Source organism: Microbulbifer sp. SE14, assembly GCF_059834885.1.
This window is the reverse complement of the sequence record NZ_JCBAJA010000003.1, coordinates 21,320-43,479: the sequence shown is the minus strand read 5'-3', so window position 1 is coordinate 43,479 and position 22,160 is coordinate 21,320. Positions and strand designations below refer to the sequence as shown.

Annotated in this window: 20 protein-coding genes; 13 read left to right on the top strand and 7 right to left on the bottom strand. The window is 65.6% G+C overall.

Translation table 11 applies throughout. The annotated features are described in order from the left end of the window. Positions 1 to 21 precede the first annotated feature (21 nt). Positions 22 to 1,143: a phosphoserine phosphatase SerB gene (serB, locus tag AC6R19_RS03265; RefSeq protein WP_500578079.1), complete on the bottom strand. Its 1,122-nt coding sequence runs from the start codon at positions 1,141 to 1,143 to the stop codon at positions 22 to 24. 111 nt (positions 1,144 to 1,254) lie between these two features. Between serB and AC6R19_RS03260 the strand changes: the two genes are divergently transcribed. From AC6R19_RS03260 to AC6R19_RS03225, 8 genes are all read left to right on the top strand, one after another. Further along, positions 1,255 to 2,367, top strand: a complete 1,113-nt coding sequence (locus AC6R19_RS03260) for a hypothetical protein (protein ID WP_500578078.1) — start codon at positions 1,255 to 1,257, stop codon at positions 2,365 to 2,367. Between the two features lie 128 nt (positions 2,368 to 2,495). Then, entirely contained in the window at positions 2,496 to 2,900 is a 405-nt protein-coding gene (locus AC6R19_RS03255; protein WP_500578077.1) for a MerR family transcriptional regulator, read from the top strand. A 42-nt stretch (positions 2,901 to 2,942) separates the two neighbouring features. Beyond that, on the top strand, positions 2,943 to 4,112 hold the full coding sequence (locus AC6R19_RS03250) for an isovaleryl-CoA dehydrogenase (RefSeq protein ID WP_500578075.1): 1,170 nt from the start codon (positions 2,943 to 2,945) through the stop codon (positions 4,110 to 4,112). Positions 4,113 to 4,264: 152 nt separating this feature from the next. Beyond that, positions 4,265 to 5,872: a carboxyl transferase domain-containing protein gene (locus AC6R19_RS03245; RefSeq protein ID WP_500578074.1), complete on the top strand. Its 1,608-nt coding sequence runs from the start codon at positions 4,265 to 4,267 to the stop codon at positions 5,870 to 5,872. 176 nt (positions 5,873 to 6,048) lie between these two features. Beyond that, positions 6,049 to 6,846, top strand: a complete 798-nt coding sequence (locus AC6R19_RS03240) for an enoyl-CoA hydratase/isomerase family protein (protein WP_500578072.1) — start codon at positions 6,049 to 6,051, stop codon at positions 6,844 to 6,846. Between the two features lie 32 nt (positions 6,847 to 6,878). Continuing rightward, complete coding sequence (locus AC6R19_RS03235) at positions 6,879 to 8,876, top strand: acetyl/propionyl/methylcrotonyl-CoA carboxylase subunit alpha (RefSeq protein WP_500578071.1); 1,998 nt, start codon at positions 6,879 to 6,881, stop codon at positions 8,874 to 8,876. Positions 8,877 to 8,991: 115 nt separating this feature from the next. Then, positions 8,992 to 9,888, top strand: coding sequence for a hydroxymethylglutaryl-CoA lyase (locus AC6R19_RS03230; RefSeq protein WP_500578070.1), 897 nt, complete (start codon positions 8,992 to 8,994; stop codon positions 9,886 to 9,888). 160 nt (positions 9,889 to 10,048) lie between these two features. Then, positions 10,049 to 11,293: a DUF945 family protein gene (locus AC6R19_RS03225; protein WP_500578069.1), complete on the top strand. Its 1,245-nt coding sequence runs from the start codon at positions 10,049 to 10,051 to the stop codon at positions 11,291 to 11,293. 72 nt (positions 11,294 to 11,365) lie between these two features. Here the strand turns inward: AC6R19_RS03225 and AC6R19_RS03220 are convergent, their stop codons facing one another. The 4 genes from AC6R19_RS03220 to alaE all read right to left on the bottom strand — a co-directional run bounded on the left by AC6R19_RS03220 (position 11,366) and on the right by alaE (position 14,593). Continuing rightward, on the bottom strand, positions 11,366 to 11,719 hold the full coding sequence (locus AC6R19_RS03220; protein ID WP_500578068.1) for a DUF4870 family protein: 354 nt from the start codon (positions 11,717 to 11,719) through the stop codon (positions 11,366 to 11,368). 84 nt (positions 11,720 to 11,803) lie between these two features. After that, the gene (locus AC6R19_RS03215) at positions 11,804 to 13,186 is read right to left on the bottom strand and encodes a response regulator (protein ID WP_500578067.1); all 1,383 of its coding nucleotides are present in this window, start codon (positions 13,184 to 13,186) and stop codon (positions 11,804 to 11,806) included. A 181-nt stretch (positions 13,187 to 13,367) separates the two neighbouring features. Then, entirely contained in the window at positions 13,368 to 14,060 is a 693-nt protein-coding gene (locus AC6R19_RS03210) for an aspartate/glutamate racemase family protein (RefSeq protein WP_500578066.1), read from the bottom strand. A 26-nt stretch (positions 14,061 to 14,086) separates the two neighbouring features. Continuing rightward, entirely contained in the window at positions 14,087 to 14,593 is a 507-nt protein-coding gene (gene alaE, locus AC6R19_RS03205; protein ID WP_500578065.1) for an L-alanine exporter AlaE, read from the bottom strand. A 247-nt stretch (positions 14,594 to 14,840) separates the two neighbouring features. Here alaE and AC6R19_RS03200 point away from each other — a divergent pair, with 247 nt between their 5' ends. Beyond that, positions 14,841 to 15,386: a PadR family transcriptional regulator gene (locus AC6R19_RS03200; protein ID WP_500578064.1), complete on the top strand. Its 546-nt coding sequence runs from the start codon at positions 14,841 to 14,843 to the stop codon at positions 15,384 to 15,386. Between the two features lie 145 nt (positions 15,387 to 15,531). After that, positions 15,532 to 15,990, top strand: a complete 459-nt coding sequence (locus AC6R19_RS03195; RefSeq protein WP_500578062.1) for a DUF1203 domain-containing protein — start codon at positions 15,532 to 15,534, stop codon at positions 15,988 to 15,990. A gap of 63 nt (positions 15,991 to 16,053) precedes the next feature. Here the strand turns inward: AC6R19_RS03195 and AC6R19_RS03190 are convergent, their stop codons facing one another. Beyond that, a complete protein-coding gene (locus AC6R19_RS03190; RefSeq protein WP_500578061.1) occupies positions 16,054 to 17,199 on the bottom strand; it encodes a beta-ketoacyl-ACP synthase III in 1,146 nt (381 codons plus the stop codon). A 214-nt stretch (positions 17,200 to 17,413) separates the two neighbouring features. Continuing rightward, entirely contained in the window at positions 17,414 to 18,112 is a 699-nt protein-coding gene (locus AC6R19_RS03185; protein ID WP_500578060.1) for a ComFC family protein, read from the bottom strand. 122 nt (positions 18,113 to 18,234) lie between these two features. Here AC6R19_RS03185 and bioB point away from each other — a divergent pair, with 122 nt between their 5' ends. Genes bioB through bioC form a run of 3 tightly spaced genes read left to right on the top strand, consistent with a single transcriptional unit; the run spans position 18,235 to position 22,120 of the window. Continuing rightward, positions 18,235 to 19,284 carry a biotin synthase BioB gene (gene bioB / locus AC6R19_RS03180; RefSeq protein WP_500578339.1) on the top strand — a complete coding sequence of 350 codons (1,050 nt, stop codon included), beginning with the start codon at positions 18,235 to 18,237 and terminating at the stop codon, positions 19,282 to 19,284. Beyond that, positions 19,281 to 20,495 carry an 8-amino-7-oxononanoate synthase gene (gene bioF, locus AC6R19_RS03175; RefSeq protein WP_500578058.1) on the top strand — a complete coding sequence of 405 codons (1,215 nt, stop codon included), beginning with the start codon at positions 19,281 to 19,283 and terminating at the stop codon, positions 20,493 to 20,495. The genes bioB and bioF overlap by 4 nt, the downstream gene beginning before the upstream one ends. Next, positions 20,492 to 22,120 carry a malonyl-ACP O-methyltransferase BioC gene (bioC, locus tag AC6R19_RS03170; RefSeq protein ID WP_500578056.1) on the top strand — a complete coding sequence of 543 codons (1,629 nt, stop codon included), beginning with the start codon at positions 20,492 to 20,494 and terminating at the stop codon, positions 22,118 to 22,120. Before bioF ends, bioC begins: the two co-directional genes overlap by 4 nt. Positions 22,121 to 22,160: the final 40 nt, after the last annotated feature.

Below are 22,160 nucleotides of genomic sequence, written 5' to 3'. Positions count from 1 at the left end.
CAGGCCCGCCCATCGCAGCTCCTAAACGAGCCCTTCTATCTGCGAATCGTTCAACCCGAACAGGTACAGCGCCGCATCCAGCCCGAAGCTGTCGATGGACTGGGGCGCCTCCAGTCTGACCTTGGGCTTGGGGTGGATGGCGATGCCCAGCGCGCCCAGGTTCAGCATCGGGATATCATTGGCGCCATCGCCGACGGCGATGACCCGCTCCAGGCCCAGCCCCAGCTCCTTCGCCAGCTGCTGCAGCAGCTCCCGCTTGCGCATGCCGTCGACGATCGGCTCTATCACGCCGCCGGTCAGGGCGCCGCTCTCGAACTCCAGCTGGTTGGCGTGCACGAAATCCACCGGCAGCCGCTCCCGCTGCAGATAGTTGGCGAAGTAGGTGAAGCCGCCGGACAGTATCGCTGTCTTGCAGCCCAACGCGCGCAGGGCGTGCAGCAGCTCCGCGGCGCCTTCCTTCAGCGGCAGCTGGGTCGCTATCTCCGCCAGGCGGGCTTCGGGGAAATCCTTCAGCAGCGCCATGCGCTTCCTGAAGCTCTGGCGGAAATCCAGCTCGCCGCGCATGGCCGCCTCGGTGATGGCGGCGACCTGATCGCCGATACCGGTGATCTTCGCCAGCTCGTCGATCACCTCGGCGTCGATCAGGGTGGAATCCATATCGAAGCCTGCCAGGGCCGGTACCCGCTGGCTTTGCCCCGGCTGCAGCACCAGGTCGGCGCCGAGTTTCTCCGCCTGCCGCAGGCAGGCGTGTTTGGCCGCAGAGAATTCCAGCTCCGCGTCTATCTGGAAACGCAGCACCGTGCGCTCCCGGCGCCGGGCCAGGGTGTCCACCGCGGTTACCGTCCATTCGCGCCCGGCGAAGAAGGCCAGCAGTCGTTGCAGCTGCGCCAGGCTGGCGGCGGGGGAGAGCAGGGTGACGCACCAGGGGGCGCTTACCGGGGCAGGTTCCCGCGGCGGCGCTGATAGTTCGCAACTGGTGGTATCTTCAAACGGCGCGCCGCCGCTGTACTCGAGGCCCAGGTGGGCGTAGTCGCCGCGATGCTCCTGCTGCCGGTACTCGAGGTAGCGCAGGGGGCAGTCGATCGGGCTCTGAGTGATTTGCGCCAGGGGCAGGTGGAATTCTTGAGTCGAGATCTTGCCCATGGCGCTTCTTCCCTGTGTTGTTGCGAAAGTCGGAGGCGCAGCATTATAGCCCCGGTCGCATTATTCGCTAAAATCATCGCAACTGCATAACGACAAAAAACGCGCACTCCTATGTCTGCCTTCCCGTCTTTGTTTGCCGCCCTTTCTCCCAAGAAGCTGCCCGGATTGATCGCCGCATTGCCCCAGCGCACCCGGCAGCAGCTGCTGGCCGCGGTCATCTGGCTGGTGCTGGCGATTTTCTGCAGCGCGGCCCTGGGGCACTACTACGGCCAGCAGAAGTCCGCGGCCATAGCGCGGGACAGGGGCTCGGCCGAGGCAACGGCAAAGTTCCTGGCCGCCCAGAGCCTGGAGCGCATCGTCGCCGGCGACCGCATCAGCATGCAGCTGCTGGGCCAGCAGCTGTTACAGCTGCCGGCGATCAGCGGCATTTCGGTACAGGATGTGGAGTCCAATGCGCTGGCCCAGGTGGGGGATACAGAGCGCGGCGAGACCGTCAGTGCGCCGGTGGTGCTGCACGACAGCCTCGCCGGCAGCGTCACCGTCAATTTCCTGCCGGGCAGTGGTGTCGGCTTCCCCTGGGCCAGCCTGCTGCTCTGCCTGGTGTTCGCGTTGCCGTTTTCCGCCGTGGCGGCGCTGGTGGCGGGCAGCCTTTTCTCTTTTCTGGCCGCGGGCGCGCGCCGCAACCTGCCGGTGGTGCAGGCAGCGCCGGCGCCCCGGCCGAAGCCGGAGCCGGAAATCGCCGTGGGCCTCTATATCCGCCCGCTGAACTGGGCGCAGCTGGGCAACCAACTGAGCCGCAGCGCCCTGGACAGGCTGCAGCTGGAACTGGAGGAGCGGCTGCAGCTGCTCAGGCGCATCTACGACGCGCGACCGCTGAAGCACGCCGGCCCGCAGCAGGGGCTGGGTTTCTGCGGCGACGACGCGGCCTTCCGCGCCGTCTGCTGCGGCCTGCTGCTGCGCGAGCTGCAGAGCGCCAGCCGCGCCACCGGCCTGCAGCTGGGCCTGGCGGTGGTGCCGGCGCAGCCGGCGTCCTTCGACTTCTCCGGCGAACAGCTGCTGGCCCAGTCCCGGGGCCTGTCATTGCACCCGGATTTGCTCGATGACCATTCCCTGGGCGGGCGCATAGAGCAGCACGGCGCCAGTTGGGGCGCCGAGGTGACCGGCCTGGTGCCGACTTACCAGAAGCTGCTGGACAACCAGCTGCGTCAGTTGCTGAACGCCTAAACACCTACCTGTAGCTCCTATCCTCGATCAGTGACCGGTCGCCGGCCGAGGGTCTATTTTTGTCACGAGGTTGACGTTTACGTTAACGTAAACTCCTGCTAGGCTTCAGCGCGTCCAGAGGAAGTCCCATGAAAGCCAAAGCCGCCACTGCCACAGAGCCCGCCAGCTACAGTATTTCCGACCTGGCGCGGGAGTTCGACATCACTACCCGCGCCATCCGTTTCTACGAGGACAAGGGCCTGCTAAAACCGGCGCGCCGCGGCCAGACCCGCGTCTACAGCCCCGAGGACCGGGTGCGCCTGAAGCTGATACTGCGCGGCAAGCGGCTGGGTTTCTCCCTGGACGAGAGCCGGGAAATCATCGACATGTACGACCCGGCCCACGGCAATGTGGAGCAGCTGCAACGGCTGCTCGCCACCATCGAACAGAAGCGCGCTCAGCTCCAGCAGCAGCTGCGCGATATCCAGAGCCTGATGGGCGAGCTGGACGAGGCGGAGGCCCGCGCCCGCGCGGCACTTTCAACGGATAAGTAACAGAACATCGACAACTGACGAGAACCCATTAACGGAGTCGCTATGAACACCTCCTATCCCACCCTGAATTTCGGTCTCGGCGAGGAGATCGATATGCTGCGCGACATGGTCTACAGGTTCTGCCAGGCGGAGCTGGCCCCGCGCGCGGCGCAGATCGACGAGGACAACCTCTTCCCGGCGGATATGTGGAAGAAATTCGGCGAGCTGGGCCTGCTGGGCATGACCGTCGAGGAGGAGTACGGCGGTTCCAATATGGGCTACCTGGCCCACGCGGTGGCGATGGAGGAGATCTCCCGTGCCTCTGCCTCCGTCGGCCTCTCCTACGGCGCCCACTCGAATCTGTGCGTCAACCAGATCCGCAAGAACGGCACCCCGGAGCAGAAGGCCAAATACCTGCCCAAGCTGTGCTCCGGCGAACATGTGGGCGCCCTGGCGATGAGCGAACCGAATTCCGGTTCCGACGTGGTCAGCCTGCAGCTGCGCGCCGAGAAGAAGGGCGACCGCTTTATCCTGAACGGCAACAAGATGTGGATCACCAACGGTCCCGACGCCAACACCTATGTGATCTACGCGCGCACCGAGCCGGGTATCAGCTCCGGCGGCATCACCGCCTTTATCGTCGAGCGGGATTTCCCCGGTTTCTCCCAGGCGCAGAAACTCGACAAGCTGGGCATGCGCGGCTCCAATACCTGCGAGCTGGTGTTCGAGGACTGCGAGGTGCCGGAGGAGAATATCCTCGGCGAACTGAACGGCGGCGTGCGCGTGCTGATGAGCGGCCTCGACTACGAGCGCACCATCCTCTCGGGTGGCCCGGTGGGCATCATGCAGGCCTGCCTGGACGTGGTGATTCCCTATGTGCACGAGCGCAAGCAGTTCGGCAGGGCCATCGGCGAGTTCCAGCTGATGCAGGGCAAGGTCGCCGACATGTACGCGGACCTGAACGCCAGCCGCGCCTACCTCTACGCGGTGGCCAGGGCCTGCGACCGCGGCGAGGACTCGCGCAAGGATTCCGCCGCGGTGATACTGTTCACCGCCGAGCGCGCAACCCAGATGGCCCTGCAGGCGATCCAGGCCCTGGGCGGCAACGGCTATATCAACGAGTACCCCACCGGCCGCCTGCTGCGCGATGCCAAGCTGTACGAGATCGGCGCTGGCACCTCGGAGATCCGCCGCATGCTGATCGGCCGCGAGTTGTTTAACGAAACACGGTAAATTTGTCGGGACCCGGGACTCGGGACTCGGGACTCGGAAACTCGGGACTCGGGACTCGGGACTCGGGACTCGGTAGGGTGCGCCGCGCGCACCGATCGGAATTTGCGGTGCGCACGGCGCACCCTACGAAGCCAACTGCATAAATGCATTTTATGAACCAGCTACAGAGCAAAATTAATACGCGCGACCCCGCCTTCGCCGAGAACCGCGAACAGATGCAGAAACTGGTCGCGGACCTGCGGGAGAAAATCGAGAAAATCGCCCAGGGCGGCGGCGAGCGGGCGCGGGAAAAACACCTCTCAAGGGGCAAACTGTTGCCGCGGGATCGCATCGACGCGCTGCTGGATCCGGGCAGCCCCTTCCTGGAGTTCTCCCAGTTGGCCGCCCACGACGTCTACGGCGAGGAGGTGCCCGCCGCCGGCATCATCACCGGTATCGGCACAGTCTCCGGCCAACCCTGCGTCATCGTCGCCAACGACGCGACGGTAAAGGGGGGCACCTACTATCCGCTGACGGTGAAAAAACACCTGCGCGCCCAGGCCATCGCCGGGCAGAACAACCTGCCGTGTATCTACCTGGTGGACTCCGGCGGCGCCAACCTGCCGCGCCAGGACGACGTCTTCCCGGACCGCGAGCACTTCGGGCGCATCTTCTTCAACCAGGCCAACCTGTCGGCAAAAAATATTCCGCAGATCGCCGTGGTCATGGGCAGCTGCACCGCCGGCGGCGCCTATGTGCCGGCCATGGCCGATGAGTCCATTATGGTGAAGGAGCAGGCCACGATATTCCTGGCCGGCCCGCCGCTGGTGAAGGCCGCCACCGGTGAAGAGGTGTCGGCGGAGGAGCTGGGCGGTGCCGAGGTGCACTGCCGCACGTCCGGCGTGTCCGACCACTATGCCAACAACGATGTGCACGCACTGCAGCTGGCGCGCCGCTCGGTGGCGCGCCTGAACCGGGTTGTGAATCCCGGCCTGGATATCCGCAAACCGATTGAGCCCATCTATCCGCCGGAGGAGATCTACGGCGTGGTGCCGAAGGACGCCCGCCAGCCCTACGACGTGCGCGAGATTATCGCCCGCGTCGTCGACGGCTCCGAGTTCGACGAGTTCAAGGCCCTCTACGGCACCACCCTGGTGACCGGCTTTGCGCGCATTCACGGCTACCCGGTGGGCATCGTCGCCAATAACGGTATCCTGTTTGCCGAGAGCGCGCAGAAGGGCGCGCACTTTATCGAGCTGTGTGCGCAGCGCCATATTCCGCTGGTATTCCTGCAGAACATTACCGGCTTTATGGTGGGCAAGCAGTACGAGGCCGGCGGTATCGCCAAGCACGGTGCCAAGATGGTGACCGCGGTGGCCACCGCCAAGGTGCCGAAGATCACGATACTGATCGGCGGCTCCTTCGGCGCCGGCAACTACGGCATGTGCGGCCGTGCCTACGACCCCAACTTCCTGTTCATGTGGCCCAACGCGCGCATCTCGGTGATGGGCGGCGAACAGGCCGCCGGCGTGCTGGCCCAGGTCAAGCGCGACCAGATGGAGTCTCGCGGCGAGTCCTGGAGTCAGGAGGAGGAGCGGGAATTCAAACAGCCGATCGTCGAGACCTACGAGCACCAGGGCCACCCCTACTACGCCTCCGCGCGCCTGTGGGACGACGGCGTGATAGATCCCGCGGACACCCGCCGCGTGCTCGGCCTCTGCCTGGCCGCCGCGAGCCACAGGGAGCCGGAAGAGACCAGGTTTGGCGTCTTCCGTATGTAATCTTTTGCGGGACTCGGGACTCGGGACTCGGGATAAATTTGCGCTGTAGGAGCGGCCCATGGCCGCGATCGGATTCCAGGGAGTCCGGATAGGTTGATCGCGGCCATGGGCGGATGGCCGCCCCGCCGCTCCTACAAAGGGACAGAAGGCGCCCGAAAAAAATCAAGGAATTCACTATGACCATCAAACTGCAGACCGAAATCGACAGCGAAGGCGTGGCCACGGTCACCCTGAACCGGCCGGAAATCCACAACGCCTTCGACGACGAGCTGATCCGCGAACTGGGCGAGACCTTCGAGGGCCTGTCGCAGAACCCGGCAATTCGCGCGCTGGTGCTGGCGGCGAACGGCAAGAGCTTCTCCGCCGGCGGCGACCTCAATTGGATGAAGCGCATGGTGGATTATTCCGAGGAGGAAAACCGCCGCGACGCCGCCGCCCTGGCCGCCATGCTGCACAAGCTGGACACCTTCCCGGCACCGACCATCGCGCGGGTGCAGGGCGCCGCCTTCGGCGGCGGTGTGGGCCTGGTGAGCTGCTGCGATATGGCGGTGGCGAGCGAGCGCGCCAGCTTCTGCCTGTCGGAAGTGAAGATCGGCCTGCTGCCGGCCACCATCAGCCCCTATGTGATCAACGCGATCGGCGCGCGCCAGGCGCGGCGCTATTTCGTCACCGCCGAGCGCATCGAAGCCGAGCGCGCGCGGGAGATCGGCCTGGTATCGGAGGTCTGCGCCGAGGGCGAACTGGACCTGACGGTGCAGAATCTGGTGAATGCGATTACCGACAACGGCCCGCGCGCGGTGGCCATGTCCAAGCAGCTGGCCATGTCCATGTCCAACCGTGTGGTCAACGAGGAACTGCAGGGACAGACCAGCGCGCTGATCGCCGCGGTGCGCGTATCCCCGGAGGGACAGGAAGGGCTGGGCGCATTTCTCGAAAAGCGCGCGCCCAACTGGATGAAGAGCAGCAACGACTGATTTTTTTTGAATACTCCGCTCCCGAGCTTTTTATGATTCGCAAACTGTTAATTGCCAACCGCGGCGAAATCGCCTGCCGCATCATCAAGACCGCCCGCCGCCTCGGCGTGGCCACTGTGGCCGTCTACTCCGATGCGGACGCGGATGCACTGCATGTACAGCTGGCCGATGAAGCGGTGCGCCTGGGTCCGGCGCCAGCGAGGGATTCCTACCTGGATATCGACAAGGTGCTGGCCTCGGCAAAGCAAACCGGCGCAGACGCGATACACCCCGGCTACGGTTTCCTGTCGGAAAACGCCCAGTTCTGTCGCGCCTGCGACAGCGCCGGCATCATCTTTGTCGGCCCGCCCGCCGGAGCCATCGACGCCATGGGTTCCAAGTCCGCTGCCAAGCGCATCATGGAGGAAGCCAAAGTGCCGCTGGTGCCCGGCTATCACGGCACCAACCAGAATGCGGATATTCTCGAGGGCCACGCCAACCGCATTGGCTACCCGGTTCTGCTGAAGGCCGCCGCCGGCGGCGGCGGCAAGGGCATGCGCCGGGTCGACAGTGCGGCGGAATTCCACAGCGCCCTGGAGGCCGCCAAGCGCGAGGCGATGAATGCCTTCGGCGACGACCTGATGCTGCTGGAGCGCTATGTACTCAGTCCGCGCCATGTGGAAATCCAGGTGTTCTGCGACCAGAAGGGCAATGGCGTCTACCTGTTCGAGCGCGACTGCTCGGTGCAACGCCGCCACCAGAAGGTGGTCGAGGAGGCGCCGGCGCCGGGGCTCAGCGAAGACCTGCGCGCGCGCATGGGCGAGGCCGCCCTGCGCGCCGCCCACGCAATCGGCTACGTGGGTGCCGGCACGGTGGAGTTCCTGCTGGACGCCAGCGGTGCCTTCTATTTCATGGAGATGAATACCCGCCTGCAGGTGGAGCACCCGGTCACCGAGATGATCACCGGCCAGGACCTGGTGGCCTGGCAGCTGGCGGTCGCCGCCGGCGAGCCGCTGCCGCTGCAGCAGGACGACCTCTCCATTCTCGGCCACGCCTTCGAGGTGCGCATCTACGCCGAGGACCCGGACAACGACTTCCTGCCGGCCACAGGCAAGCTGGTCCGCCACCGCCCGCCGAAAGAGAGCGAGAGCGTGCGCGTGGATACCGGCGTACAGAGCGGCGACGAGATCAGCGTGCACTACGACCCGATGATCGCCAAGCTGATCTGCCACGGCCGCAGCCGCAAGGAGGCCCTGGCGAAACTGGACCGCGCCCTGCAGCAATACCAGATCGCCGGCGTGCGCCACAATATCGAGTTCCTGCGCCGGGTCATCAACCACGGCGCCTTCGCCAGCGGCCGCGTGTCCACGCACTTTATCGAGGACTACGAGGCGGAGATCCTGCAGCAGGAACAGCAGCTGACACCGCTGAAATGCGCCGCCATCGCCGGCTACCTGAACCGGCGCGAGAGGCGGGATATGCGCGCATCGGCGCCCGCGGCGGATCCGCACTCCCCCTGGCACAGCGGCGACAACTGGCGCTCCGGCCTCGCCGCCCGGCGCGCGCACAATATCGACTACCGCGGCCAGCACGCCGAGATCACTTTTGTCGCCGCTGGCGACGGCGTCCGGTGGCAGTGCAACGCCCTTGAGGGTGATGTCAAAAGTGGGGAGTTCCGCGCGCTGGAGGGGCGCGAGCTGGCGCTGGTGGACGGCCGCCGGGTGAATTTCTCCAGCGTGGATACTGAGGACGGCGGGGCCATCTTTATCGACGGCACCCAGGTGGAATTCAAGCTGCTGCCACCGGATATCGGCGAGAGCGGCGAGCGGGCCCAGGGCCTGGAGGCGCCGATGAACGGCACCATCATCGCACTGCTGGTGGAGCCGGGTGCCCAGGTGGAAAAGGACCAGTCGTTGCTGGTGATGGAGGCGATGAAGATGGAGCACACACTGCGCGCGCCCGCCGCCGGTACCGTGCAGCAGTTTCTCTGCGCCGAGGGCGAGCTGGTGGACGGCGGCAGCCTGCTGGTCGACTTCGCCGCGGAAGAATAGCTATGAATTTTTGCAGGATGGGCAAAGCGCAGTGTGCCCATCGGACCGCTGAAGATGGGCACGTCGCTGCGATCCTTTGCCCATCCTACATAAACAACACGACGGGGGAGTGAGAATGCACCTTCCGAAACAGGTAAAAATGGTCGAAGTAGGCCCCCGCGATGGCCTGCAGAACGAGAAGCAGCCCATCTCCGTCGACACCCGCATAGCGCTGATCGACCGCCTCAGTGCCAGCGGCCTGCCGGTGATCGAGGCCGGCAGCTTCGTCAGCCCGAAATGGGTGCCGCAGATGGCGGCGAGCGAGGAGGTGCTGGCCGGCATCGAGAGAAGATCCGGCACCGTCTACAGTGCGCTGACGCCGAATATGAAAGGCTACGAGCGCGCGCTGGCGGCGAAGGCGGACGAGGTGGCGGTGTTCGGCGCCGCCTCCGAAACCTTCACGCAGAAAAACATCAATTGCTCCATCGCCGAAAGCCTGGAGCGCTTCCGCCCGCTGCTGGCACAGGCGCAGAAAGACGGCATACCGGTGCGCGGCTATGTGTCCTGCGTGCTCGGCTGTCCCTACGAGGGCGACATAGATCCGCTCAAGGTCGCCGAAGTGAGTGGCGCCCTGCTGGATATGGGCTGCTATGAGGTCTCCCTCGGCGACACCATCGGCGTGGGCACTCCGGAGGCGGCCAAGCGCATGATCGGGCAGGTTACTTCGAGGGTGCCAGTGGAAAAGCTGGCGGTGCACTTCCACGATACCTACGGCCAGGCGCTGGCGAATATCTACGCGGCGCTGCAGATGGGGATCGCGGTGGTGGACTCGGCCGTGGCCGGCCTCGGCGGCTGCCCCTACGCGAAAGGGGCGTCGGGCAACGTGGCCAGCGAGGATGTGCTCTACCTGCTGAACGGCCTCGGCATAGACACCGGCGTGGACCTGAAACTGCTGGCGGAAGCCGGCAACTTTATCTCCGCCGAACTGGGGCGCGAGAGCAATTCCCGCGTGGCCAGGGCACTGGCCGGCTGAGTCCCTTCTCTGTAGGAGCCCATGGCCGCGATCGGACGCTGCATTTTCCCCGGACATCGATCGCGGCCATGGGCCGCTCCTACGAGATCCTGTCCCGTCGCGACCCTGCCGCAGAGAATCTGCTAAGATCGGCGCACTGATTTCGCAACGAATTTTCGCCATGAAACTACTGCGCCTGTCCCTCTTCTCCCTCCTCGGCCTCGCCGTCGCCACCGCCCTGGCCGCACCGGGCTTTATTGGTCCCAAGGTGGAGGAGATCTGGAAACAGCAGCTGGGCAGGCTGCAGGGCGGCGACACCGCACAATACCGGCGCGGCTGGTTCGGCGCCGAGACCAGCACCCGGGTGGACAGCCCGGAGGGGCCGACAGAATTGCACAGCGAAATCCAGCACGGCCCGCTGCTGTTCACCGCCCGCGGCCCGCGGCTCGGCGTCGTCTACAGCGAGACCCGCCTGTCCCCGGAGGCTATGGCGCCGCAGCTGCGCGCGCAGCTGGGGCAGCTCTACGGCCGCCTGGAGCGCAGCCCGCTGGTACTGGAATCCCTGGTAGGCGCGGACAACAGCGTCGTCAATACCCTGCGCCTGGAGCCCTTTACCCGCAGCGACAGCAACGGCGAACTGGCGTTCGACGGCGGCGAGGTGCTGATCGAGACCGACTACAGCGGCGCCCTGCTGACCGGCACCCTGGAACTGGGCTCGGTCCGCCACACCCGCGGCGGTCTGGAAAAACTCTACACCGAGCCGGCCAGCGGCGAATTCGAATATGTTCCCGGCGAGGGAGGCGAAGCCAGGCTCCGGCTGTCGCTGTTGCGCGCCGAGTCCGAGTCGGGCCCGCTGGAGCTGCGCGATATCAGCCTGCAGCTGACCCTGGAGCAGCTGGCCTCGGGCGCGCTGAAGCTGGTCAGCGACCTGCAACTGCCCCAGGTGCAGTCGGCCACCCCGGTGACCTCGCTGCAGCAACAGATGACCCTGCCGCAGGTGGCCGCGGCGGATCTGGTGCACTACCTGCGTGCACTGGCGCCCGCGGTCGATCGCAACTGGCAACAGACGATGGGGCGGCCCCTGCTGCTGCAGCAGCAACTGGCGGTGCAGTCCCACAACGGGCCCGTGCTGGTGGATGCGGATATCGACTGGCGTGGCATGCCGGCGCGGGCGCGGCGGACGGACAGCGCCGCGGACCAGTGGCTGGCGCCCCTGACCGGTACTCTGACCTTCAGCGCTGCGGAGCAGGCGCTGATGCAGTCGCCGCTGGTGGGGCAGGCGATGATGCTGCGCCAGTACGGGTTGCTGATGGAGAACAACGGCGAACTGCAGATGCACCTGCAGGTGGAGCGGGGCCAGTTGCAGGTCAACGGCCAGCTGCTGCCGCCGGACCTGTTTATGCTGGCGCTGAGCGGCAATTTCTAAACAGAGTCATTTTATGTAGGAGCGGCGGGGCGGCCGTCCGCCGCTCCTACAAGGTGATGGGCAAAACTGAAATCAATAGGCGGGGCGGTTATCCGCCAGTGTCAACCAGCCGCGGATCACCCGGTAGACGGCCCACACCCAGGCGATGCCCAGGATCAGGAAGCCCAGGCCCAGCACCCACCAGGTCAACGAACCGATCACCGTCCACAACAGCCAGAACCAGAAGGTGCGTATCTGCCAGCGGAAGTGGGATTCCGCCAGGGTGCCGCGCACGTCGCCGCGCTTGACGTAGTTGATCAGCACAGCGACAAAAAAGGGCACGGCGGTAAACAGGCTGATGGCCTGGATCAGGTAGACCAGGGTGGCCAGGTCGCGCCCGCTCTGCTCGCGGGCTTCCTGGGTCCTGGTGGGAAACTGCTCGGACATGGTTTTTTCTTCTCGCAGGATATCAGTCCAATAGTGTGCGGGCGGCCGGCGGATATTCAAGGTTCACTTCAGCCGCCGGCGCACTCACTTCAACGCCCACTCGGTCTGCACATTCTGTTCCCGCCAGACCTTCAACTGTTGCACTGACGCGCGCATCAGGTTCAGCAGCTCGGTGCGCTGGTGGCGGCAGTATTCCCGCTCGCTGTCGATGGACAGTCGCGCGGCCAGGGCGCGCAGGCGCGCAGCTGCCGCCTCCAGGCCGATTTCCTCGGCGCTGGCGGCGATCGCCTGGGCCTGCTGTTTGGCGTCCGGCCAATGGCGTCCGGTCAGGGCGCTGGTCAGGGCCGTGGTTCTCTTCGGCAGAGTGGCGGCGCGATCGCTGAGCAGTTGCGCAAACGGCAGGTGGCCCAGGGTTTCCCGCTGCCGGCACAGGGTATCGGTGTTCAGCAGGCGGGTGGGGCGCGCCTGTCTCTCCTTCTTCTCCTCGACCTCGCCGCCCCCGCGGCGCGCCGTCCAGTTGAGCAGCTGCTGCAGCTGGTAGTCGGACACCGGTCGCGCCAGCACGCCGGTGAGGCCACGGGCTTGGTAGCGCTCCCTGTCTCCCGGCTTGGGCTCGCTGAGCAGGGCGAAGACCGGCAGCTCGCGCCCGCCGCCGCGACGGATCTTCTGGGTCGCCTCGACGCCGTCCATCAGCGGCAGGTGGCTGTCGATCAGTACCAGGTCGAAACGTTTCTGCAGAGCCGCATCGGCGCCGTCGACACCGTTGTTCTCCCGCTGCACCCTGTGGCCGCGGGCCTCCAGGGTGCTGCGCAGCGACTCGCTGCTGTCGCTCTCCACCAGCAGTATCGACAGGCTGGCGGCTTTCCGGGCGGGCTGCTCGGCGGGCAATTTCAGCTCCACGGTTTCCAGCCGGTCGCAGCGCTGGATCTCCTCCAGTGACCTTATCGCCGTCTGCAGCTGGCGCTGCGCCATTTCCACCAGTCGGATGGACTCGGCGGTGCCGCTGCGCGCCAACAGATTGAGGGTGCTGTGCAGGGCGTCCAGGGGCTGGCGCAGGTGGTGACCGATGATTGCCAGCAGATCGGATTTCTCCTGGCGCTGCTGCTCGAGATTTTCGCGCGCCTCGGCCAACTGGCGCTCGCGATTGGACAGCTCACTGCCGTAGGACTGCAGTTGGCGGTGAATCCTGCTGTTGTCCTCTTTCAATACGAAGGCCCGCCGTTCACCCTCGGCGGTCCTCCGGCGCAGGCGCAGCCACAGCGCCAGGGCGACGGCGGACACGACCAGCAGCGCGGCGCCGAGTGTTGCCGGCCAAAGCAGTGCGATCCGGGTTTCGGTCAGTGAGAGGGGAGCCGCGGAGGCCGCCGCCGGCAGCAGGGTGCAGGTGAGGAGCAGGCGCGCGGAACGGACGGCGCGCAGGCCGGGACAGGGTGAAATCTCCCCCCGGTGGAAAATGGTCTTGTTCATCCTTGTTACCACTTGTGTTGGTGCGGGCTAAATCCAGCAGCCCGCATTTTATGTTTTTAGGGAATTGCCTCCGTCGGTTTCAGGGAGAATTGATACTGCAATCCGGTGGCGCACACAAGTGAAATTTGTTTCGGTATGCCAGGTGCCGGGTACGCAGGTACTAACTGGCTCGGTGCCTGGGCTAGGCCGCCTGCGGCAACCGCTCCTGCAACAGCTGCAGCATCCGCTCGGAGGGCAGGAAGAGGCGGATGCCGTCGCAGTGGGCGAGCAGCTCGCGGTAGAAGTAGTCGAAGTGGGTGCAGCCGAGAATCAGTATCTGCACGCCGCTCTTCACCAGGGCCGCGACCAGGTCGTCCAGGGCGTGCTGCTGCACTATCTTCTCCGGCGCCACGCCGTCCTCGATATCCTCGACGATCTGCAGGTTGCCGATGCCGATTACCTTGGCGGTCTCGTTGCGGGCGAGTATCTCGCGCTCGATATTGGCGCAGCTCTGGCAGTTGGCCGCCAGCAGGCCGAAGTTGCGGTAGCGCTGGGTCAGTTCCGCGTAGACCTCCAGCGGGGACACCACCTCGATCGGCGCGGCCGCCTTCACCGCGGCCATATCCACGGCGCCGGACAATGAGTTGCAGTAGATCATCGCCGCCTCGGCGCCGGCCCGGTGCAGGTCCTCGATGGCGCCGATCAGCTGCCGGGTCAGGGCGTCGCGGCTCAGTGCCTGCAGCTGGGTCTGCGCCTGGGGGGAGGCGGACAGGGAGACGCCGATGCCGCGCAGTTGCCGCGCGGCGAGGAATTCCAGCCCAAAACGGGTGTCGGTGGCAGTGCCGGCGACCACGCCCAGGGTCATTGCGCTGTTTTCGATGGCGTTGGTCAACACAGTCCTATCCTCTATCTCTATCTCTCTCAGGCGAGCGCGCGGGGCTCTATAAGCGGCCGCCTATTAATCCATATCCGGCGCAGCCAGTCGAGATAAATTCCGTAGGGGCGGCCCAGGGCGCCGGCGATCAGCATAAAGGTGATGCTGGCGGTGGCCATCTCCGCCCAGTTGGCGCCGCCGAGATACATGTTGCTCAGGTACAGCGGCAGTTGGAAGCTCAGGAACACGAAGGTGTCCACCAGGTAGGCGTTCAGCGCACCGCGGCCTTTGATGCGGCCGACCACCCAGTTGCGGTAAAGGCTGAAGGGCCGCGCGATTACCGTGTTGAAGACTACCGCCAGCAGCCGCACCTTCAGGTGCTCCTGCCAGCTCATGCCCGCCAGCACCAGTTCGATGGGCACGGCGATGGCCCAGGAAAAGCTGTTCATTGCAAAGATATCCAGCATCAGCTCGCGGCGGCGCGAGGGCGTGCTCACGGCGCTTTCGGCGGCGGTTTCCGGAACTGTCGGGGTGGCGGAGGCTGGGGCGGACATGGGTACAACTCTCAAAAACAACAAACCGCGGCTCCGGGAGCCGCGGCCAATTACGGCAGGCGATTATATCCACAAGTTGTGCAAAAGCTAGTCTTTCATATCAATATAATCGCAATGTCGATATAACCATCCTATTGTTACAGTTGTTCGTAATCTGGATATTTTAATTTTGCCCTGATAGCCGCATGGCCAGCGCTATCTCCAGGGATTAATATGCAACTCTTTGCATAACCTGGCTGGAGTTCCCATGTCCCTGCGCTACGCCGTCCTGACCCTGCTGGATATAGAGCCCGGCAGCGGCTACGACCTGAAGCGCCGCTTCGAGCGCAGCGTGTCCCACTTCTGGAGTGCCAGCCACCAGCAGATGTACCGCGAGCTGCACAGGCTGCACGAGGAGGGCCTGCTGGACTGCACCGAGCAGCCCCAGGCCGGCAAGCCGGACAAGAAGATCTACAGCCTGACCGGGAGCGGCCGCCAGGCGCTGCGGGACTGGGTGCAGCAGCCGGCGCCGGCACAGAAGATCCGTGAGCCCTTCCTGATCCGGCTGTTCGCCGGCCACCATTTGAGCCGCGAGCAGGCGCGCGAGGCGGTGCAGCGGCAGCTGGACCAGCACCGCGCGCTGCTGGACAGCTACATGGAGCAGAACGAGAAGGTGCTGAACAGCGATCCCGAGCTGCAGCAGCGCTTCTGGCTCGCACACCAGACACTGCTGCTGGGTATTGAGGCGGAGAAGACCTGGCTGGCCTGGGGGGAGAAGCTGCTACGGGAACTGGACGCGCAGGGGGAGAAATAGCGGCCCATTCGCCACTCGATTTTTCCAGTGCGGCTTCCGGATCCGGCCGGTCCAGGCGGCCGCCATTCGCTAACCTGCCTCTTCCACAGCAATCGGGAAGCGCGCAGCCATGACCTACACCTTAACCCCAATCCGTGAAAATTTCTTGCGCAGAGTCAGGGAGACTGGACTGGACGACCTGGGCCAGCCGGTGCGCCAGCTGGTCGCCGAGGGCGGCGAGCCCTGTCGCGATGCCCTGCGGCGGGCGCGGCCGGGTGAGAGGATTCTCCTGGCGAGCTACTGTCCCTTCAGCCGCCCGGGACCCTACAAAGAGTACGGGCCGGTTTTCGTGCTGGCGAGACCTGACGAAAGGCCGGAGACATCAATTGAATTGCCTGTACCGAACAACAGTGCCGAGGACTACTGGAAAGCCGGGGCGCAACTGGTGCTGCGCGCCTACAGTGCGGAAGAGGACATAGTGGCTGCGAAGTTGGTGAGAGCGGAGCAGATAGAGAGGGAAGTGGCAGGGTATTTTGCGCGGGACGATATCGACTTCGCGCTGCTGCGCTTTGCCGCCTATGGCTGCTATGCGCTGCGGCTGGATCGCGCGGACGGCAATCGATAAAGACTGTTGCAGGGAAATGAAAGGGCCGGGAATATCCCGGCCTTTTTTGCTTGCGGCGGAGGATCAGAGCGCGATCTTTTCCACCACCAGGCTGCCGATCGAGTAGCCCGCGCCGAAGGAGCAGATAACCCCGCGGTCGCCCGGCTGCAGGTCGTCGCTGTGCAGGTTGAATGCGATCACCGAACCGGCGCAGCCGGTGTTGGCATAGCGGTCCAGCACGATCGGTGCGCGTTCCTCACTGGCGCCGTCGCCCATCAGCTTCTTCGCGATCAGGTTGTTCATGTTGATATTGGCCTGGTGCAGCCAGTAGCGGCGCACTTCGGCCGGCTCGCTGCCGGCCTCGCGCACGTGGTCCTCGATATGCGCGGCCGCCATCGGGCAGACCTCCTTGAACACCTTGCGGCCGTTCTGGCGGAACAGCTTGCCGGGGCCGAAGGGATCCACGTCGGCGGCGCGGGCGGTGTAGCCGAAGTTGGAGCGGATATTGTTGGAGTACACCGTCTTCGCTTTGGTGCCGAGCACCTCCCAGGCGGTATCCGCCGCGCAGGTCTCGCGCCGCTCCACCACGCTGGCCACGGCCACGTCGCCGAAGATAAAGTGGCTGTCGCGATCGGTGAAATCCACCTGCGGCGAGGTCAGCTCCGGGTTGATCACCAGCACTGCGCGCGCGCTGCCCGCACTGATCGCATCCACCGCACGCTGCAGGGAAAAAGTGGCCGAGGAACAGGCCACTTCCATATCGAAGGCGAAGCCGTCGATGCCCAGGGCGCCCTGTATCTCGATGGCGATGGCCGGGTAGGCGCGCTGCAGATAGGAGGCGCCGACGATGACCATGTCGATGTCTTCCGGCTTCTTGCCGGCCTTCTCCAGCGCCAGCCTGGCCGCCTTCAGGCCCATCTCCGCCTGCAGGCACAGCTCGTCGTCGGCGCGCTCCGGCAGGTAGGGGCGCATGCGCTCCGGGTCCAGAATCCCCTCGCGGCTGACCACGTAGCGGCTCTTGATGCCCGAAGCCTTCTCGATAAATTCCGCCGAGGACTCGGGTTTTGCGGCCAGTTCGCCGGCCTCTATCTCCGCCGCATGTTTGCGGTTGTAGAGTTCTGCGTGGGCATTGTAGGCATCCACCAGCTCCTCGTTGCTGATGGACTCCGGCGGCGTCCACAGCCCGGTGCCGCTGATCACTATGCCCCGCGGCAGCTTGTATTCACTCATCGCTGAATTCCCCGGCTCGCGGCAACGGAGCGCGAGCGACTAGTCACTAATTAAAACCCTAGCAGCCTGTCGGACTTAGGCGCTCGTCGCGAGGGAAAGCCCGACAGGCTGCTAGCAGCGCCGGTCCCGATTGAGACGCCGGTACCAGCCTGGCAAAAGGCCGCTATTGTGACGGGATTGTCTACTTCGGTCCATCTCCTGTCGGGCCGAGCAGTCAGGGGGTTCTGGCCAGCGCAAAGGCGCTGACCCGCGCCGCGCCCGCCTCGAGCAGGGCGCGGGTGGCCGCCTCCAGGGTGGCACCGGTGGTAATCACATCGTCCACCAGGCCGATATGCAGGCCGTCCACCGGTTTGCGCACCGCAAAACTGCGGCCCAGGTTGCGCAGCCGCTGGGCCCGCTTCAGCTGCTGCTGGGTATCGCCGGCGGCCAGCTTGCGCAGCAGGCGCGCGTCCACCGGAATCCGCCAGTGGCGGCTCCACTCCTCGGCGATCAGCTGCGCCTGGTTGAAACCGCGGCTCCAGTAGCGGCGCCAGTGCAGCGGCACCGGTACCAGCAGGTCCGGCACCTCCCCCGGCGGCTGGATATGGACTGCGGCCAGCTGCGCCAGGCTGTGGCCGGCGGCCAGGTCGCCGCGGTACTTGAAGCGCTGCACCAACTGGCCGATCGGGAAGGCGTAGTGCCAGGCGGCGCGGGCGCTGTGGAAACCGGGCGGCTGCTGCAGGCAGCGGGGGCAATCGCCCACTACCGGCAGGGGCAGGGCGCAGCGGCGGCAGGCCAGGTGCAGCCAGGGGAGTTCGGCGGTGCAGGGTGCGCAGAGGCCGCCGTGACGGGCGCCGTCGCCGCACAGCAGGCAGAGCGCCAGCCGGGGCGCCGAGGCCTGTGACAGAAAGTGCGAAATCGTCCTGTAAACCATTCCCTGGCCATTCGGTTGACAGCAATCCGGCCACCGCTAAACTGGCCAGTCTGTTTTGCCGGCGCCCGGCGCCGCCCCAAAAGCAACAAGAGAGATTAAGCCCAGTGACCGCCGCCCAGCAAATGCCCCTAGCCGCCATCCGTCACGACTGGACCCGCCAGCAGGTACTGGACCTGTTCGCGCTGCCGTTCAACGACCTGCTGTTCACCGCCCAGCAGGTGCACCGCCAGCACTTTGATGCGAACCGGGTGCAGGTCAGCACCCTGTGCTCCATCAAGACCGGCGCCTGCCCCGAGGACTGCGCCTACTGCCCCCAGAGCGCCCGCTATGACACCGGCCTGGAGCGGGAGCAGTTGATGAAGGTGGAGAAGGTGCTGGAGGAGGCCCGCGCGGCCAAGGCTAGCGGCGCCACCCGCTTCTGCATGGGCGCCGCCTGGCGTTCGCCGAAGAAGAAGGACATGCCCTATGTGACCCAGATGGTACGCGAAGTGAAGGCCCTGGGCCTGGAGACCTGCATGACCCTGGGCATGCTGAGCGACGACCAGGCGCAGGAACTGGCGGACGCCGGCCTCGACTACTATAACCACAACCTGGACACCTCTCCCGAATACTACGGTGAGATCATCACCACCCGCACCTACCAGAACCGTCTGGATACCCTCGCGAATGTGCGCGCGGCGGGCATGAAGGTCTGCGCCGGCGGCATCATCGGTCTGGGTGAAGGGGAGAAGGACCGCGCCGGCCTGCTGATGCAGCTGGCCAACCTGCCGGATCATCCGGAATCGGTGCCCATCAATATGCTGGTGAAAGTGGCCGGCACACCGCTGGCGGAAAACGACGACCTGGACCCGTTCGAGTTTATCCGCTGCATCGCCGTGGCCCGCATCATGATGCCGAAATCCCACGTACGGCTTTCCGCCGGCCGCGAGTCCATGAACGACGAGATGCAGGCCCTGGCCTTCCTCGCCGGCGCCAACTCCATTTTCTACGGCGAGAAACTGCTGACCACCGGCAACCCGGAAACCAACAAGGATATGCAGCTGTTCGCGCGCCTCGGTATCAAGCCGGAGGAGTACCAGCAGTACGCCGATGAGGCCGAGATGGAAGCCGAACTGACTGCGCAGATTGCCGAACAGCAGAACGATCCTTACTTTTACGACGCGTCAAAATGACACTGACCGAGACGCTGCGCCGGCGCCTCGATGAACGGCGGAGCCGCAATCTCTACCGCGAGCTGAAGACCCTGGACGCCGCGCCGGGGCCGCGGGCGCTCGTGGACGGGCGCGAACTGCTGACCTTCAGCAGCAACGACTACCTGGGCCTGGCCACCCACCCGGACGTGATCGCCGCGCAACAGGCGGGCGCCGGACTGGGCGCCGGCGCCACCGCCTCGCACCTGGTCAACGGCCACCTGCAGATTCACCGGCGGCTGCAGGACACCATTGCCGAAGTTACCGGCCGCGAGGCGGCGCTGGTGTTCTCCAGCGGCTATATGGCCAATATCGGCACCATCTGCGCACTGGTGGGCCGCGGTGACAACATCATCTCCGACAGACTCAATCATGCCTCGCTGATCGACGGCGCGCGCCTCTGCGGCGCCGCCAGCCTGCGTTTTGCCCACAGCGACCCGGAGAGCCTGGAGCGGCAGCTCGAGCGCGCGGCGCAGAGCGGCGGCAACACCCTGGTGGCGGTGGACGGCGTCTACAGCATGGACGGCGATCTGGCGCCGCTGGCGGAGATGTCGGCCCTGTGCCGCAAGCACAATGCCTGGCTGATGGTGGACGAGGCCCACGGCTTCGGCACCATGGGGGGAAGAGTGGGCAGCGCGGAGCTGCCGCTGGCCGGCAGCATCGCTGCGGCGGGGTTGGGCCAGGGCGATGCGCCGGTGATGATGGGTACGCTGGGCAAGGCCGCCGGCAACGCCGGCGCCTTTGTCGCCGGCTCGCGGGAACTGATCGACTACCTGGTGCAGTTCGCGCGCCCCTATATCTACACCACCGGCATGCCGCCGGCGGTGGCCGCCGGCTGCCTGGCGGCGATCGAGGTGATGCAGCGGGAGCCGGAGTTGCGCGAGCGCCTCGGCCGCAATATCGAATTCTTCCGCGCGCGCGCGGCGGCGCTCGACCTGCCGCTGGCGCAATCCGCCAGCGCGATACAGCCGCTGCTGCTCGGCTGCGAGAAAACGGTAATGACCGTCGCCGCAGAGCTGCAACGGCGCGGTTTCCTGGTCGGTGCAATCAGGCCGCCGACGGTGCCGGCCGGTACTGCGCGGCTGCGCATTACGCTGAGTGCCAGTCACAGCGAGGAGCAGATAGATCAACTGCTTTTGGCGCTGGCCGAATCCCTGCGGGTCATTCCCACAAAAGCAGCGGTGGCATCGTGAACCTGGTATTCGTGCACGGCTGGGGCTGTGACGGGCGTATCTGGCAGCCGCTGCTCGATGTGCTGTCGGCCGGCTCTGTGGGCGAACACAAGGCTCGCCCCTGCGGGTCGGTTGCAGTGCTTGAATTGCCCGGCTTCGGTGGCAGTTCCGGCCAGCCCTGGCCCGAAGGTGAAGCGCTTCTCCGGCAGCTCTACGACAGGCTGCCGCAAGACTGCCTGCTGGTCGGTCACTCCCTCGGCGGCATGCTCGCCGCGCGCTTGGCGGCAGTGCCCGGGCAGGAAAAAATTTCCGGACTGATCACCATCGCCGCCAATGCCAGCTTCGTACAGCGCGGCGACTGGCCCGGTATGGATCGAGAAACCTTCGCCGCATTCCGCGATTCGATGGGCGATGAGCCCGAATCGACCTGGGGAAAATTCTGCGGCCTGCAGGCCCGCGGCGACGTCGCCGTGCGCGCGGTTCTGAAACAACTGAAGCAGTGGCGGCCGCCGTCGATAGACGGCGCCTGGCTGGAGGCGCTGGACTGTCTCGGGCGCCTGGACAACCGCGAAACCCTGAAGGATATTCCGGTGCCGGCGCTGTACCTGTTCGGCGAGCGGGATGCGCTGGTGCCCGCCACGGCCGCGAAGAAAATCCGCGACCTGGGTGCAACCGTCGAAGTATTGCCCGGCTGCGGCCACGCGCCGCAGATTTCCCAGCCCGAATCGATCGCGCAGAAGTTAAGTGACTTTCTGAGCCAGCTCCGTAGAGGCGAACCTTGTGTTCGCCCGCCTCAGCCCGACGAATCCCCGTTCGACAAGAGCGCCGTGGCCAGATCCTTCGGTCGCGCCGCGCAGAGCTACGACGCCGCCGCGCACCTGCAGCGCGCCGTCTGCCGCCAGCTGCTCGGCGAGGCGGATGGCACCTGGGCGCCGAAGACCATCCTCGACCTCGGCAGTGGCACCGGCTACGGCAGTGAACTGCTGCGCCGGCGCTTTCCGCAGGCGCGGATCATCGCCCTGGACCTGGCCGAGGGCATGCTGCAGTACGCGCGCGCGCAGCGCCCGCTGGCGGACTTCCATATCGCCGCCGACGCCGAGCAATTGCCCCTGGCGGACGGCAGTGTGGACCTGGTCTTCTCCAGCATGGCGCTGCAGTGGTGCTACGGATTGCCGCAGCTGTTCGGGGAATTGAAACGGGTCCTGGCGGATGGCGGCCGCTGCCTGGTGGCGACACTGGGGCCGGGCACATTGCGCGAACTGAAAGACAGCTGGGCCAAGGTGGACGGCGGCGTGCACGTCAACCGCTTCCTGCCGCAGGGGGAGTGGATGGGAGCCGCCGCCGGGAACGGACTGCCGGGCGAGCTGCGAGCCGAGGAGCGGGTGCTGCACTTTGACAGCGTGCGCGAGCTGATGCGGGAGCTGAAGAGTATCGGCGCGCACAATGTGAATCGCGACGCCGGACGCGGTCTGGCGACCCGGGAGAAGCTGCGCGGCCTGGCGGAGGCCTATGAAGTGCTGCGCACCGAAGCCGGCCTGCCGGCCAGTTACGAGGTGATCTATCTGAAACTGGCGAAAAGTGCCGGGGCGGTTGGGGGACTCAATTTAGGAGCGGCGGGGCGGATGGCCGCCCCGCCGCTCCGATAAGGTGTTTAATGCTGCGAGTCCCGAGTCCCGAGTCCCGAGT

Bases quoted from the DNA above. Each gene is read 5' to 3' on its own strand.
- serB (WP_500578079.1), bottom strand. From the start codon at position 1,143: ATGGGCAAGATCTCGACTCAAGAATTCCACCTGCCCCTGGCGCAAATC.
- AC6R19_RS03260 (WP_500578078.1), top strand. From the start codon at position 1,255: ATGTCTGCCTTCCCGTCTTTGTTTGCCGCCCTTTCTCCCAAGAAGCTG.
- AC6R19_RS03255 (WP_500578077.1), top strand. From the start codon at position 2,496: ATGAAAGCCAAAGCCGCCACTGCCACAGAGCCCGCCAGCTACAGTATT.
- AC6R19_RS03250 (WP_500578075.1), top strand. From the start codon at position 2,943: ATGAACACCTCCTATCCCACCCTGAATTTCGGTCTCGGCGAGGAGATC.
- AC6R19_RS03245 (WP_500578074.1), top strand. From the start codon at position 4,265: ATGAACCAGCTACAGAGCAAAATTAATACGCGCGACCCCGCCTTCGCC.
- AC6R19_RS03240 (WP_500578072.1), top strand. From the start codon at position 6,049: ATGACCATCAAACTGCAGACCGAAATCGACAGCGAAGGCGTGGCCACG.
- AC6R19_RS03235 (WP_500578071.1), top strand. From the start codon at position 6,879: ATGATTCGCAAACTGTTAATTGCCAACCGCGGCGAAATCGCCTGCCGC.
- AC6R19_RS03230 (WP_500578070.1), top strand. From the start codon at position 8,992: ATGCACCTTCCGAAACAGGTAAAAATGGTCGAAGTAGGCCCCCGCGAT.
- AC6R19_RS03225 (WP_500578069.1), top strand. From the start codon at position 10,049: ATGAAACTACTGCGCCTGTCCCTCTTCTCCCTCCTCGGCCTCGCCGTC.
- AC6R19_RS03220 (WP_500578068.1), bottom strand. From the start codon at position 11,719: ATGTCCGAGCAGTTTCCCACCAGGACCCAGGAAGCCCGCGAGCAGAGC.
- AC6R19_RS03215 (WP_500578067.1), bottom strand. From the start codon at position 13,186: ATGAACAAGACCATTTTCCACCGGGGGGAGATTTCACCCTGTCCCGGC.
- alaE (WP_500578065.1), bottom strand. From the start codon at position 14,593: ATGTCCGCCCCAGCCTCCGCCACCCCGACAGTTCCGGAAACCGCCGCC.
- AC6R19_RS03200 (WP_500578064.1), top strand. From the start codon at position 14,841: ATGTCCCTGCGCTACGCCGTCCTGACCCTGCTGGATATAGAGCCCGGC.
- AC6R19_RS03190 (WP_500578061.1), bottom strand. From the start codon at position 17,199: ATGAGTGAATACAAGCTGCCGCGGGGCATAGTGATCAGCGGCACCGGG.
- AC6R19_RS03185 (WP_500578060.1), bottom strand. From the start codon at position 18,112: ATGGTTTACAGGACGATTTCGCACTTTCTGTCACAGGCCTCGGCGCCC.
- bioB (WP_500578339.1), top strand. From the start codon at position 18,235: ATGCCCCTAGCCGCCATCCGTCACGACTGGACCCGCCAGCAGGTACTG.
- bioF (WP_500578058.1), top strand. From the start codon at position 19,281: ATGACACTGACCGAGACGCTGCGCCGGCGCCTCGATGAACGGCGGAGC.